The sequence below is a fragment of the Nonomuraea sp. NPDC051941 genome (assembly GCF_044593615.1).
Genome location: NZ_JBIUCF010000002.1, coordinates 37,547 through 51,465, shown reverse-complemented (window position 1 = coordinate 51,465; position 13,919 = coordinate 37,547). Strand labels below are relative to the sequence as shown.

Annotated in this window: 10 protein-coding genes; 6 read left to right on the top strand and 4 right to left on the bottom strand. The window is 69.1% G+C overall.

Annotation, left to right across the window (positions count from 1 at the left end; all coding sequences use genetic code 11):
- Nucleotides 1-2,037 carry a hypothetical protein gene (locus ACIHFD_RS04225; protein ID WP_397365525.1) on the bottom strand — a complete coding sequence of 679 codons (2,037 nt, stop codon included), beginning with the start codon at nucleotides 2,035-2,037 and terminating at the stop codon, nucleotides 1-3.
- 1,601 nt (nucleotides 2,038-3,638) lie between these two features.
- A complete protein-coding gene (locus tag ACIHFD_RS04220) occupies nucleotides 3,639-4,160 on the bottom strand; it encodes a TetR/AcrR family transcriptional regulator (protein WP_397365524.1) in 522 nt (173 codons plus the stop codon).
- A gap of 174 nt (nucleotides 4,161-4,334) precedes the next feature.
- Here ACIHFD_RS04220 and ACIHFD_RS04215 point away from each other — a divergent pair, with 174 nt between their 5' ends.
- Nucleotides 4,335-4,523 (top strand): ATP-binding cassette domain-containing protein, encoded by a 189-nt coding sequence (locus ACIHFD_RS04215; RefSeq protein WP_397365523.1) that lies wholly within the window; start codon nucleotides 4,335-4,337, stop codon nucleotides 4,521-4,523.
- Nucleotides 4,524-4,671: 148 nt separating this feature from the next.
- Nucleotides 4,672-5,889 carry an FAD-dependent monooxygenase gene (locus ACIHFD_RS04210; RefSeq protein WP_397365522.1) on the top strand — a complete coding sequence of 406 codons (1,218 nt, stop codon included), beginning with the start codon at nucleotides 4,672-4,674 and terminating at the stop codon, nucleotides 5,887-5,889.
- A gap of 592 nt (nucleotides 5,890-6,481) precedes the next feature.
- On the opposite strand, the gene ACIHFD_RS04205 is transcribed toward ACIHFD_RS04210, so the two are convergent.
- Nucleotides 6,482-7,786, bottom strand: coding sequence for a hypothetical protein (locus ACIHFD_RS04205; protein WP_397365521.1), 1,305 nt, complete (start codon nucleotides 7,784-7,786; stop codon nucleotides 6,482-6,484).
- A gap of 613 nt (nucleotides 7,787-8,399) precedes the next feature.
- Nucleotides 8,400-9,434, bottom strand: a complete 1,035-nt coding sequence (locus ACIHFD_RS04200; protein ID WP_397365520.1) for a PucR family transcriptional regulator — start codon at nucleotides 9,432-9,434, stop codon at nucleotides 8,400-8,402.
- A gap of 96 nt (nucleotides 9,435-9,530) precedes the next feature.
- On the opposite strand from ACIHFD_RS04200, the gene ACIHFD_RS04195 reads away from it, so the two are divergent.
- From ACIHFD_RS04195 to ACIHFD_RS04180, 4 genes are all read left to right on the top strand, one after another.
- Nucleotides 9,531-10,427 carry an alpha/beta hydrolase gene (locus ACIHFD_RS04195; RefSeq protein ID WP_397365519.1) on the top strand — a complete coding sequence of 299 codons (897 nt, stop codon included), beginning with the start codon at nucleotides 9,531-9,533 and terminating at the stop codon, nucleotides 10,425-10,427.
- 321 nt (nucleotides 10,428-10,748) lie between these two features.
- Complete coding sequence (locus ACIHFD_RS04190; protein WP_397365518.1) at nucleotides 10,749-11,627, top strand: VOC family protein; 879 nt, start codon at nucleotides 10,749-10,751, stop codon at nucleotides 11,625-11,627.
- A gap of 3 nt (nucleotides 11,628-11,630) precedes the next feature.
- Complete coding sequence (locus ACIHFD_RS04185) at nucleotides 11,631-12,863, top strand: carboxylesterase/lipase family protein (RefSeq protein WP_397365517.1); 1,233 nt, start codon at nucleotides 11,631-11,633, stop codon at nucleotides 12,861-12,863.
- 21 nt (nucleotides 12,864-12,884) lie between these two features.
- Nucleotides 12,885-13,865, top strand: coding sequence for an Lrp/AsnC family transcriptional regulator (locus ACIHFD_RS04180; RefSeq protein WP_397365516.1), 981 nt, complete (start codon nucleotides 12,885-12,887; stop codon nucleotides 13,863-13,865).
- Nucleotides 13,866-13,919: the final 54 nt, after the last annotated feature.

Below are 13,919 nucleotides of genomic sequence, written 5' to 3'. Positions count from 1 at the left end.
TCAGCGGAAGGTTCGCTCGCCGGCCAGCACGCCGTCCGGCCAGCGCGTTCCGGTCCAGGGATCTGGCAGGGCCAGCCGTACCAGCACTCGATCCGCCTCGGCCAGTGGCGGCGGCAGGGCCAGCACTCCCTGCTCAGGCACGGGCAGCACCTCCCTTCGGTCTCCAGCCCGGACCTCGGCGACCAGGCCGTCCAGCCAGACCAGCCCCCGCAGGACGAGCCGGTCCCCGAGGTGCTCGACGGCCGAGGCGGTGCCCGCCGGGCGGACGAAGGCGACCGGCACGTCAGGTGGATACACCAGGTCGGCTCCGGCATGGGCGGCGATGGTGTCGAGCAGGCGGCGAGGGCTGAACAGCCCTCGCGCGGAAGGCGGCAACTCCTGGACGGCCTGGCCGCCCGCCCGCACCTCCAGCGGCCGAGGCGGCAGGCCGTCGATTCGCAACCAGTCCATCGTGCCCAACTCCTCGACCGCCAGTCGCAACGGGCGGGCCCGCGGCGCGTGCCGGTCGGTACTCACCCGCATGTGCGGCGGGCTAAGGGTCAGCCGTGCGCCGCGGTGCTCGAAGACTCGTTCGGTCTCCTCGGCCGTGAAGACCGGCAGCCGGTCCGCACCCACGCGTACCGTCGCCCGCTGGAGCCCGTCCGCGGTGAGCAGCCGCAACTCCGGTTCGTGCGAGACACTCAGTCCCGAGGCCACGAAGACGGTCCTGCGCGCACCCTTGCCGATGGGGCCGCGCACCACCACCGTCACCGCGCCCACGCCCTGCCAGATCTGAGGGATCGTGACGGGCTCGCTGGGCGTGCGGCTCTCGCGTAGCACGGACCTGCCGGCTTGCCGTACCTCCACCGACCAGGTGAAACCGTCTCCAGGCAGCCAGACCGACACGCTTGCGGTCACGGGCATCCCGCTCGGGGCAGTGACGCCCGGGAGCGGCGGTCCCGTGAGCACCTGGGGGCGGTCTTTGCCGCGGACCTGGCGTCGGCGGCCGCCGACGAGGCCGACCCAGGTGGCCTGGCCTGGCGAGAGCTGTGCCAGCCGCCAGCCGGGCCAGCAGGCGGACTCGGCGACCACACGCGGCGGGGGGTCGCCGGTGAGTTCGCGGTCGGCAGGAAAGACGGCCCAGAAGCCGTCCGAGGGCAGGGCGCGCTCGGTGGGCAGCCGGTGGCCGTCCTCCTTGAAGATCAGCAAGGGATCCGCCGGATCGATCACGCGGACCGCGTGGCCGTTCACCGAGAGGGACTGGTCCGGGGCCGTGATGGGGACGTGGCCGTCGGGGTCGACCTGCGCGTGCTTCCCGTCGACCAGGACGTCCGCCGAGCCGGGCGGGCGCAGCCGAACGCCCCCACCGAACGGTTCGAGGGTGATCTCCGGGCGCTCGGCGGCGGGTATGGGGTCGATGACACCCGCGCGGACCAGGGCGATGGTCTGGTCGACGATCCTGCGAGGCAGGCCGAGATCGTCGGTCTCCTGGTCGGGAGCGCGTAGGCGCTCCAACAAGTCGAGGCACCGCTCGGCCAGCTCGCCCGCGAAGTCGTCGCCGTGTTCGACCAGCCGGCGCATCGGCTCGTCCAACTCCTCGGCGCGGCCCTCCAACAGGTAGCGCAGGAACCCCTCCAGGCAGGAGTCCGGCACGCCCGCGTGCAGCAAGATCGGGCCGAGATGCCGGTTCGGGGCGTCCTGCCCGGGCAGGCCCAGGCGGTCGAGCGCCGCGGCGAACGCCTCGCCGTACTGCTGGGCGTCCGCCGCGCGGCCCCGGCGTCCTGTCGTCGCCCACCAGGCCGGCCAGAACGACCCTGAACGGTAGCCCTCCGCCGCTACGGCGGACAAGGCGACCACCACGCAGGCGGGCCAGCGCTCGGCCAGCTCCAGGTGGCCGCCACGGCGTAACCCACGATGCACCTCGCCCAGCGCGGCGGCGGCCGCGCGCACCATGATGGGGTCCGCGTCCGCCTCCGCGGCCAGCGACACGCGGCGCAGCCGGTGGGCCCACGTGCGTTCGAGGAGATCCAGGAGGGAAACTGCGTGACGGGTGAGCATGGGGTGTTTCTCTGGAGAATCGGACGGGGCCAAGGACACAGGCAACAACGAGCTGTGCGTACTCCCTACGGTCTCATAAGGGCAGGTATGACCGTGGAGGGATTCGTGACGGTCTACGGGGCGGCGAGCCGAACGGAGGCAGGCCGCGACCCCTGTGGCGCTGAGGCATCGCAATTCCGATCACATGGCGCAGATCCTGATCAACGCACCTCGCAAGCACCCTGCTGCTCGCCATGATGGGTTCGCGGGACGTCCCCGTGCTCCGTACGTGCTCGTACGCCCCGTCACACGCCGTCAGGACCCGGCACCGCCTGACACGCAAAACGCGCTGAGGCGGCACGAACCATCACCCAACGGCACAGGGCGGCACTAAAAGATCTTGCTTCTAATCCGATGGTCGCAGTGCTCGCAACTCCGATGTCTGCGCTTTTGAGACGAGTCGAGACGAAGCTTGATCTCGTCTTTACGTTCGATCGCGTTTGCAGCCAACGCTTGATTTATCGAAAGCAGCGCGTTGCCAATGATTTGCTGAACATGTACAGAATGCCTTGTCTCAAACTTCGGTAGGGCTCGCGCACGAGTTCTGGGGACTTCGACTGCCTAATCCGACGGTCGCAGCTTCGAATCCTACAGGGGCGCGCTTTGATCATGGTCTGACCTGCGGTTGTGCGGGATCGGATGCGTTCTAGAATTTTCGTCTAGCGCTTGCGTGCTCCATGCGTGCTCGCGCGCACCACACCCGCACACACTATGATCAACATCATCGCTCTGGGACTACCTTGGCAAAGGAAACGGCCCCATCCCTGTACGACTCTGCTGGTAACTCGCGCGGTGGCTTCTGCCCTTGATCGCGCTCGTGGGAGCAGCCGTCGTCTTTGTCCTGGCTGCGGGATGGACAGAGGTGGCCGTGTCGATGCAGCCGATGCCGTGGCCGGAGCCGGCGCCTGAGGTCGCCGCGGCGATCCGGATGTCCCCAGATCGGGTTCTCCCGCGCCGGGCGCAGTCACTAGGTCCCGGATCTCCCTGACTCGTCCTCGGGCGGCCGAGCCGGCTTGGATACGTTCACCGGCGTCGGACCAGGCGGCGGTGCCAGGCTGGCAGGGTGCCCGACGTCACCAGCCGATGAACTGCAAGCCGGGCGGCAGGAGTCGCGCCAGCGCGGCGAGGACCGCTCGATCGGCCCAGTCCTGCTTCGGCCCGGACGACCTGGCGCCGCAGCACCGCTACCTCATGCCGCAGCATCATGATCTCGACGTCCTTGACCGCCTCACCTCGGCCTAGGAGTACCGTCCAGCCAAACGCCCGGATCACGAGTAGGTAGAGAAGACGGAGAGACATAAGAACCGATCTTGCCTGAGCCGCGTCTCAGGTCGACTCCCAGGTCAAGCGCCTTGCGACGACTTCTGCAGCGGTGCAGGCAGGCTCAGCGAAGTCCTCTACAAGTATTAACATGCCGCTTGACCTGCATGGGCGGAGTTTTCTGCGGGCGCAGACTCCGCTGACATACCGACCAGCCGAGCCCGCTCAGCTTCAGGCAGCCGGATCTCCACACTTAGCCGACAGCGGGACGGCCATCTCATACGCCCCAACGGCCAAGATCTTCAGGACGGTCCTGAGCGACGTGCCTCCCCGCTGCGGAGGCGCAGTGTGCTTTCCAAGCAGAGCGCCTCTGCTTCGTGGGTGGTGAGGCGCCCGGTGGCGACTTGTGCCGCGGCGGTGTGCTGGAGCCCGAGGACGGCGGCGGCGAGCCAGGCCGCGGGGAGTGATGGGTCGGAGTCGCCCGTGTGCTGGCCTCGCTGGATGAGCCGTTCGAGTCGTGGGGGCACGGCGTCATGGGGGTCGCTGTCGGGTCGCGGGATCTGGGCCGCAGTGGTGTTCAGCAGAAGGGGATAGCGGTCGAGAAACCGCCAGCCGGCGCCGAGGAACTGGGTCAGCGCGTCGGCGGGTGGGACGGTGTCGAGGCCTGCGTCGTCGAGCAGGGCGGCGTATTCGGCGGCCGCGGCCTTGACGAGGGCGGCTACTAGGGCATCGCGTGAAGGGAAGTGCGCATAGACGGTCTGGCGAGTGAGGCCGGCCGTGGCGGCGATGTCCTCCGTGCTCGCGTCGGGGCGCTCGCCGAGCACGATGCGCCGCGTTGAGGATGGCGTCGATGCTGCGCCGGGCGTCGGACCGGCGGCGGCGTGGCGGCGTGGCGGTGTCGTGCGAGTCGACCATTCCTAGAAGGTACGCGTTCGGCCATAACCTTGACAAGCTGTAAGAGATAGATAAGTCTTACGGCATGTCAAAGAAAAGCTTGGGTGGAGATCATCCGACGATCGAGGTGCGGTCTGGTCAAGGTCTACGGAGAGAACCAGGCGCTGGACGGGATCGACCTGACGGTCCGGAGCGGCCAGGTGTTCGGGTTCCTCGGCCCCAACGGGGCGGGCAAAACCACCCTGTTGCGCGGCTGTACGGCGGCGCGCGCATCCTCGGCCACGACGTGCTGACCGAGGCGGACGCGATCCGGGGCCCGGGTGGCGGTGACCGGTCTCGGATACATGCCGGCACTCCAGGACCCGCCGTGGACCGTCACCCCCTCCTGGCCTTCACCGCGATCCACGCCGCGCGGGGGACTGAATGACAAGGAGGGGTGGCATGCGGATTCTCATCTCCGGCGCCAGCATCGCTGGTCCGGTCCTGGCGTACTGGCTCACCAGATACGGCTTCGAGGTCACAGTCGTGGAACGGGCCCCGGTGCTGCGCAAGACGGGCGGGCATGCGGTCGGCCTGTTCCGTCCCGCCATGGACATCGTCGAGAAGATGGGCCTGATCGACCGGGTTCACGCGAAGCGGACCGGCACCGAGCGGCTCACGATGTACCGGGAGGGCCGGAAGGGGAGCATCGAGCTGGAGATCGGCCGGCTGGTGAGGGCGATCTCCGACCGGCACGTCGAGATCATGCGCGACGACCTGAGCGAGATCTTCTACGACGCCACCCGCGACGCCGTCGACTACGTCTTCGACGATTCCATCACGTCGATCTCGGACGACGGCGAGGTCACGTTCGAGCGCGGGCCCGCTGGGCGGTTCGACCTCGTCGTCGGCGCCGACGGGCTGCACTCGAACGTGCGCCGCCTCGTCTTCGGCCCCGAGTCGAGCTACGCGAGCTGGATCGGCGCCTACCTCGCCGTCATGTCGGTCCCCAACCACCTGGGGCTCGACGGTCGCATGGAGAGCATCTTGGGCGTCGGCCTCATGGTGGGCATGTACGGCACGGCGCACATGGACGACGCGCGGGCTTTGTTCCTGTTCAGGACGCCGCGGCCGCTCGACTACCACCACCGCGACGTCGCCCGGCAGAAGGAGCTGCTGCGTGCCCGGTTCGAGGGCGTGGGCTGGGAGGTGCCACGTCTGCTGGCCCAGCTCGACAGCACCCCGGCGTTCTATTTCGACTCCATCACCCAGTTGCGCCTCGACACCTGGTCGCGGGGCCGGGTGACGCTGGTCGGAGACGCGGGCCACTGCCCCGGGCCCGCGGTGGGAGGCAGCACCAGCCTCGCGGTCGTCGGGGCATACGTGCTGGCGGGCGAGCTGGCGGCGGCGGGCGGCGACTACGAGCGCGCGCTGCGTGCTTACGCTGCCGAGATCGGTGACTACGTACGGGGTGCCCGCGCGCTCGCCGTCAGCGCCGCCAAGCGGCTCGTGCCCGGCAGCGCGTTCGACCTGTGGACGCTCGCGCAGGGGGCGCGGCTCGTCGGCCACCTGCCGACCGGGCTGGTCAGGGCAGCGTCCAGGCTCGGTGGTCAAGGCGTCCGGGTGCACGACTCGATCACGCTGAAGGACTACTCGGCGTACGAGGTCGCCTGGACATGACCTGTGCGGTCCTGTTGGGGATGGCGTGCGCGGTGCGCCTGGAGATGGCCTGCGCGGTTCACCCGGGAATGAGCCGAGACAGGCGAGATAAGCGGAGATGAGGGGCGAGGCGCGCCGCTGGACTGCGCGCCGTGCGTGCGGCTGGTCTTCTTCGCCAGTTCCGCCGCAGTTGTTCGTAACGGGCGACCGCACCCCCGATCCGGCAGGGTTGATGTTCGCCAGTCCTGACCGCACCCAGCCGCCACGCGGGCGGACGCCGCTCACCTCGGCCAACGACCTGTCTCTGGTTGATGCCAAAGCCCTTGAGTCGATGACTGCGGTCGCTTCTCACGAACGAAACCAAGCGGCCTTGTGTCCCTCCTGTACGCCACCTATCCGCGAGACGTCGGCCGGCTCGGCCGGACGCTCGAAATCCATTGCCGGCCGGCGCTCGCGGACTGACAAGGGACGGCGTGACGGCTCGCGGTTCGTGTCGAGGCCGGCCGACGGGCCCAGGACGCCGATCCCGGACGGACGTGAACGCCCCGCTCGGCATCAACCGGCGGGGGTTGTTCACGTCATCCGGATCGACACCACGAGTGTCGTGGCCGCATCAGTTCAGCGGCATGGAGATGGAGGAGTCCCAGGCCTTCACTCCGGCCAGCTTGGTGTAGAGGGAGTGGCAGCCGCCGTACCCGGTGATGATGCCCATCGCGCGCACCATGGTGCTTCCGCTCACACCTTGGTAGACCGCGCCACCCGAATCCCCCGGCTGGATGGTCGTGCAGTCGTACTGCCCGTCGTTGTCCTGGTCGGACTGGATCAACGCCAGCTGGCGCATGTACAACCCGCCGACGTACCCCTCATAGTTGGCGTCGGTCACGATGTGCCGGCAGATCTGGCCTGTCGTGCGGCCGCTGGTGCAGACGGAGGTTCCGTTCGCGGGAGTCGACCAGCTCACGGCCCCCACCAGCAGGGACGAGCAACTGCCCGAGAGATTGGCGCAGTTGTAGACGGCGTTGACGTACGTGGAGCCCTGCAGCAGGGAGAAGTCTCCGTAGAGGTCCTGGTTGCCGTCCGTGTAGGCTCCCAGCTCTCCACCGACAGTGGTGGTCACCTTGGCCCCGAAGTAGTAGCTCGTCGAGGGCGGGGTGGCGCTGGTGAAGGTGGCGGCCCAGGCGCGAGGATAGTTGGTCGCGCCCGGCATGCAGTGGCCGGCCGTCAACATGTGGCGGACGCCGTCCTTGACCACGGGGAATGACGTCGAGCAAAGGCCTGCTTCTCCGGTGTGGGGCTCGTTCCACAGGCGATATCCGGCCCCGGCGTAGTGCGGCGCCGAGTCCCGTGACCGGTCGCGCTCGGCGACCTTCATCCCATCCGCGAGCCGGAACACCACCGAATCCCCGAAGCGCTGCTTGAGGTTGATCCTGGCGGCGTCCGAATCGCTGGTGGCGTAAGCCACCGCGATCCCGCGCGCAGGGTCGAGGCCCACGCCGATGACCTTGTCCTGGTACGTGCCTGCTCTGATGAGCTCACCGATCTCGGCCTTGGTGCGCCGGGCGTCCGCCAGGCTGCGGTTGCCTTCCTCGACCTTGATGGACACGGGCCGGGTCCCAACGGCCCGCTTCGCGCCGCCTCTGACGGTGACGGAACGCTGCTCGAAGTCGGGCCCCGGGGGGAGGACCACTGTCACCGCGTCGGGGCCGGTGATCCGAACGCCGGTGTACTTCTCGGGCGACGCCTCGACCAGCGCGTTGATCTCGTTGGCCGCTTCCTCGGTCTCCGGCGAGACAAGGCCGGGCCCGGGCGGCGCTGGCTCGAACGCGGGGGCGGGTTGGTCGGCTGACGCGGGGACGATCGGCGTCAGGGCGAGGATGAGTGCGGATAAGGAGACGGTGACGCTTTTGACCAGTCGCATGTGACCTCCCAGGTGGGCTGTGGGAACGACGGCGCATGCCGGAGCAACGCAGATGGCATGGCCGAATAAGGGATAGGACCGTAAAGTTCATGGGCTCCGCCAGTTGAACGTGGAACCCATCGAAACTTCGCTACGGGAGCGGTTGCATCGTCCTGTGGGCGCCCGTTAACGCTCGCTAGTGTGATCTTTTGTGCAAATTCCGTCAAGCCCCATGGATGATCGGTGTCTTGGTCGGCAGTCCGGGTCGACTCTTTACGTTCAGCGTGTATGGTTACGGTCGGGGCCGAAAATGAGTCGCGATCCCATGACGTCCAGCGCGGCAAGCTCACCCTTGAGTACCAGCCCTCGCGCTAAGCCGATGCAGCAGGGCGGCCGGAACGGTTGCGCATGCGGTGACCAGGTACGTGTCCCTGTGAATGGGGCATCACGGAAGGCTGGGCATCACCGGTCGTCCGAACGCATTTCGCTAGCTGGGTCTCTGTCCGGCGGCAGACGGACTGCCATCACCTGGCAGCCGATCTGACACGGTTCGCGGGCCTGCAGGCCGCACCCGCGCCACGGGTCACGTTCGGAAGAACATCGCCGAGCAGTTGGGGAGCGAGGCGGATCTTCCTCAGTCGTCGAGCAGCCGCCATGTGGTGAGGGCGAGTCTGGCCCGTGCCAGTCCGGTGGGTTCGGTGAGGTCGATGTCCAGGGTCTTTGCGATCTGTTCGAGCCGGCGAGCGACGCTGCTGTGGTGCAGGTGGAGAAGGTCGGCGGCCTGTCGTAGGGAGCCGGTGGCGCAGTAGGCGTCCAGAGTCTCCAGATCTTCTGCGCTGTCGGCCATCCGGATGATCGCGGCGACGTCGGCGTTGTCTCGCGCGGCGTCGGGGGGTATCTCGGCCAGAAGGGCCAGCGCGCCCAGGTCGCCGTAGTGGACGACCGGCTGGCGCGGGGCGGTGAAGCGGAGGGCGGTGCGGGCTTGCCGCCAGGATCGCTCGGAGCTGTCGGCGGCGCCGATGCCCGCGCGTACGCTCGCCGGGAACTGGGCCAGGTCCACGGTGGTGGCCAGGATGACGCCCACGTCGGCGAGCGGTGCCGCCTTCACTGGGCGGTTCGGGCAGATCAGGCTGCCGACCTGGTCGAGCGGAAGCTGCGACCGCACGGCGAGGACGCGGACGGGCAGGTCGGGGGCGAACCCCAGCAGCCGTAACGCCCGGGCTCTGGCCGCCTCGTCGCTGCCGGAGCTGATTACCAGCTCGACCAGGGCGGGGTCGGCCATCGTGGTGCGGGCCGGGCCGTACCTCTCGACGACGGCCGCGGCGGCAATGGCGAGCCGGTCCAGCAGGACCTCGTCGAGCGGGCTCGGCGGGCTGAGGCGTTCCAGCCACACCGTGCCGATCTCTTCCTCATCCAGGGTGATCGGCGCTGTGCTGGACGCGGGTGACGGCGGGGCGGAGGCTTGCCTGCCGTCGGGCAACATGCGGATCAGCTGCCCCGTGCCGTGGAGCCGAATCCCGGCCACGCATTCGGCCAGGCCCGCCGAGGCCCGGGCGAGCGCCGGCAGATCCACCCGTCGGCGCATCAGCGTGTCGTAGCAGGCGACGACGCGGATCGCGCCTTCGACGTGCGAATCCAGGTGTGACAGCCGTACGGCCAGGGCCTCCATGGCGAAGAGGATATGCGCCGATCGGTGCATGATCGGGGTGGGATCACCGACGGATGGCGGATGATCCCGGGAAGGGCGACCGGAAGGATGGCCGACATGAATCCCGAACTGGAAGCATTCCTCCCGTTTGTCCCCCAGGTCGATCTGACCGACCCGGTCGCCGCGCGCAAGAACTACACCGAGGCGGCCGCCGCGCGGCCGGCACCGGACACCACGGGCCTGGAGATCGAGGACCGCATGGTGCCCGCCGATCCGGACGTGGCAGTGCGGATCTATCGCCCGCATCAGGCCCAAAGTGCCGTCGTCTGGCTGCACGGCGGCGGATTCGTCATGGGCGATCTGGATACCGAGCACCTCTGGGCCGCCCGGCTCGCGGACGGCTCCGGCGCGGTGGTGATCTCGGTGGATTACCGCCGGGCTCCCGAGCATCGGTTCCCGGCCGCCCGGGACGACGTCTACGCCGTGCTGACCTGGGCGGCCGAGCACGCAGCCGAGCTCGGCATCGACCCGGGACGGATCGCCGTCGGCGGTCACAGTGCCGGCGCGGGGCTCGCAGCCCAGGTGGCGTTGCGGGCGCGCGATGAGCAGGGGCCGCCGATCCGCTTCCAACTGCTCAACGAGCCCGAGCTCGACGACCGGCAGGAGACGTGGTCGCAGCGGAACTTCACCGATACGCCCTGGTTAGATCGCGACGTGGTCGCCGCATCGTGGCGGCACTACCTGGGTTCCGTGCCCGCCACGCTCTACGCCGCGCCGGCGCGGGCCACCGACCTGTCCGGCCTGCCACCCGCCTACATCGCTACCGCGGAGTTCGACCCGAACCGCGACGAGGCCATGACCTACGGGCTGCGCCTGCTGCAAGCGGGCGTGTCGGTCGAGCTGCACCAGTGGCCCGGCACCTTCCACGGATCGCAGGCGATCCTGTCCGCCGAGATCTCGCAGCGGCAGGTCACCGCACTCGGCGCCGTCCTGCGCCGCGCCCTGACTGAGTGAGGTCATAGCGGCGGACCAGGCCGGCCACCCCCGAGGCCTGGCCGCGAGCGAGGCGGAGCGAGACCCGTCGGTGGATCAGCTGAGGTGACAGGGCCTCTCCGGCATCCCGCACCGCCACCACCGCCGACCACTCCCGACCAACCGCCTTCGGCGACCATTTGATCGCCCTTCACGAAGACGGCGGGCACCGCCGACTCGACATGAGTCGGCGCCGCACCGATCTGCGACGGATTCCAACACTGCCCGCCGTGCTATGTCGGAATCCATCAATCAGACCTCGGTGGCTGGAATGAACTTCAGCTCAAAAGCAGTCTGTGCGGCATGACCGATCGCGACATCGACAGGATCGACCACTCCGTTCTCTACACCACTGACATGGACGCCACCGCGAGGACGTACGAGCGGCTCGGCTTCACGCTCAGCCCGCTGTCCATGCACATGGGCTCCGATCGCCCCGGCGGCGAGCGCAAGCCGATGGGAGCGGGCAACCGGTGCGCGCTGTTCGGCCGGACCTACCTGGAACTGCTCGGCCTGTTCGGGGACGGCTCGGTCGATCCGTGGAACATCCGCCCGCTGATCGCCCAGTACGAGGGCCTGCACGGGTGTTCGTTCGGCTGTGGTGACGCCGAGACCGTCGAGAGGCGGCTGCGCGAGACGGGGCTGTCGTCGTCCGGGGTGCTGCCGTTGCAACGGGACGTGGAGACCCCTGACGGGGTGGCGACGGCGCGGTTCCATGCGGTTCACCTCGACCGCGCGCTCACCCCCGAAGGCCTGATTCACATAGCGCGCCACCTGACGCCCGAGCTGATCCACCAGCCCCGCTACCTGGAGCACGCCAACGGCGCCACCAACCTGCACAGTGTGCTGCTCGTCGTGGACGACGCCGAACTGGAGGCCACCGTCGCCCGCTACGCCCGCACCCTGGGCACCGGGCCGGTCGCCGAGGGGCCCCGGCACATCCTTCCCCTCACGGTGGGCCAGATGGAGATCGTCGCGGCCTCCGCTTTCGGGGAGGTCCTGCCCGGCGAGCCTGTGCCCGCGCTGCCGTACTTTGCAGGGCAGGCCGTCGCTGTCAAGGACGTCAGTACGGCCCGTGCCCTGGTGGAAGGCAACGGCTTCACCGTCCACGAGCTGCCGGACGGGTTCTTCGTCGGTGCCCGCGAGGCCCGCGGCGCGGCAATCGCCTTCCTGGAGGTCTGACAGATGACCATCCTCGTTCATGCGCCCGCGGGCGCACTGAGCGGTGTTTCCACCGGCACGGTCACGGCATTTCTCGGTATCCCGTACGGCAGCGCCGCGCGATTCACCTCGCCGCGACCAGCCCCTGCTTGGGAGGAGGTGCGGGACGCCGGCCATCCGGGGCCGGCGGCCCCGCAGCCGCCCTCCCGGCTGGAACGGGTCATGGGGCCGGGCAGCGATCTGGCCCAGGACGAGGACTGCCTGTCCTTGAACGTCTGGACTCCAGGCGGCAGCGGGCTGCCGGTGCTGGTCTGGCTGCACGGCGGCGGCTTCTCCAGCGGTTCGGGTGCGGAAGCCTGGTATGACGGCGCCCTGCTGGCCGAGCGCGGCCGGATGGTGGTCGTCACGGTCAACTACCGGCTGGGCGCCCTGGGATATCTGTACCTGTCACCGGAGTTCGGCCCGGCCAACCTCGGCCTGCTCGACCAGATCGCCGCGTTGAGCTGGGTGCAGGAGAACATCGCCGCGTTCGGCGGCGACCCCGCTCGCGTCACGCTGGCCGGTCAGTCCGCCGGAGCGCTGTCCACGCTCGCGCTGCTGCGCCATCCCGCCGGTCCCGGCCTGTTCCAGCAGGTCATCCTGCAGAGCACCCCGACCGGAGTCCGACCGTACGGCCCGCGGGAAGCGGCCGGGATCGGCCGACGGCTGCTGGAGATCCTCGGACTGCACCCCGACGAAGCGGAGCAACTGCGGACCATGCCCGTTCCCCGCCTGCTGGCCGCCCAAGGAGAGCTCGCACGGCGCATGGCCGCGCCGTTCACCGTGACCCCACCCTTCCAACTGGTCGCCGACGGCGGCGTACCCGACGACCTGCTCACCGACGTCCCCGACGACATTCCCATGCTGATCGGCACGACTCGCGACGAGGCCTGGGCGTTCTTCCCCGGCGCTCCGGCGGACCTGACCGCGCGGCTCTTCGGCGACGGCAGTCTGCGACTGGCCCAGCAGGCCCGTTCGGCCTTCGCCTTCCAGTTCGGGTGGTCGCCGCCCGGCAGCGCCTTCGGCGCCTGCCACTGTATAGAACTGCCGTTCGTGTTCGGCGGCCTGGGCGCCTGGCATGCAGCACCGATGCTGGCCGGCGCTGACCCCGGCGGCCTGCGGCGGCTGATGGAAGAGGTGCAGCAGGCCTGGACGGACTTCGTCCACACTGCCTCACTCGGCTGGCCATCGTTCCCGCACATCAGGCACTTCGCCTAGGGCCCGATTACCCTGACGCGGGTGAGTTCCCTGGTCCTGGACGAGCTCGACCGCTCGATCGTCCACGCACTGCACATCGACGGGCGCGCGCCCTTCAGCCGCATCGCGTCTGTGTTGAGCGTGTCCGATCAGACGGTCGCACGGCGCTACCGCAGACTTCGATCTGCCGGATCACTCAAGGTGGTCGGCCTGCCGAACGCCCGACGGCTGGGCTGGGTGGAATGGTTCGTCCGGATCCAGGCGACACCCGACGCGGCGGTGCCCGTCGCCGACGCACTGGCTCGCAGGCCGGACACCTCCTGGGTCTGCCTCACCTCCGGCGGAACGGAGATCGTCTGTGTCACCCGGGCGCGCAGTGCCCACGAACGCGACGCACTGCTGCTCGGACAACTGCCCAGGACACCGCGAGTCACCGGCGTCACGGCGCACTGCCTGCTACGCACGTTCGCAGGCGGCCCCTCCGGCTGGCACGGCAGAGCCGACTCGCTCACCCCCGAGCAGGCCGGCGCCCTCGCCCCTGAACCACCTCATTACCCACAGGAACGGGTCGTCCTGCAGGAAGGTGATGAACAGCTGCTGGCCACCCTGGCCCGCGACGGCCGCGCAACCTACCCCGATATCGCCAAAGCGACCGGTTGGTCGGAGATGACGGCCAAACGCAGGCTGGCACAGCTACGCCGACACGGCGCACTCTTCTTCGACGTGGACATCGATCCGCTGCTGCTGGGATTCGAGACGCTCGCCATACTCTGGCTGACCGTCGATCCGGCCCAGATGCGCCCGACAGCCGAGGCCATTGCCGCGCACCCCGAAGCGGCCTTCGCCGCCGCCACCACCGGCCCGACCAACCTGCTGGTCTTCGTCGCCTGCCGCGACGTGGATGCCCTGTACGACCTCCTCGAGCGCGGAATAGGAAGCCTGCCGGGAATCCGCCAGTTGGAGAGCGCACCCGTCATCCGCAACAGCAAGCGTGTCGGTGCGGCCCAGACACCCGGTCCATGAGCCAGAAACGCCGCGTCCCCCGCCATTCTCCGCCCACGACGGGCAAGCCAATGA

What these genes read in the sequence shown, in the direction of transcription:
- ACIHFD_RS04200 (WP_397365520.1), bottom strand. Translation starts at nt 9,434, where the DNA reads ATGGAGGCCCTGGCCGTACGGCTGTCACACCTGGATTCGCACGTCGAA.
- ACIHFD_RS04195 (WP_397365519.1), top strand. Translation starts at nt 9,531, where the DNA reads ATGAATCCCGAACTGGAAGCATTCCTCCCGTTTGTCCCCCAGGTCGAT.
- ACIHFD_RS04190 (WP_397365518.1), top strand. Translation starts at nt 10,749, where the DNA reads ATGACCGATCGCGACATCGACAGGATCGACCACTCCGTTCTCTACACC.
- ACIHFD_RS04205 (WP_397365521.1), bottom strand. Translation starts at nt 7,786, where the DNA reads ATGCGACTGGTCAAAAGCGTCACCGTCTCCTTATCCGCACTCATCCTC.
- ACIHFD_RS04185 (WP_397365517.1), top strand. Translation starts at nt 11,631, where the DNA reads ATGACCATCCTCGTTCATGCGCCCGCGGGCGCACTGAGCGGTGTTTCC.
- ACIHFD_RS04210 (WP_397365522.1), top strand. Translation starts at nt 4,672, where the DNA reads ATGCGGATTCTCATCTCCGGCGCCAGCATCGCTGGTCCGGTCCTGGCG.
- ACIHFD_RS04225 (WP_397365525.1), bottom strand. Translation starts at nt 2,037, where the DNA reads ATGCTCACCCGTCACGCAGTTTCCCTCCTGGATCTCCTCGAACGCACG.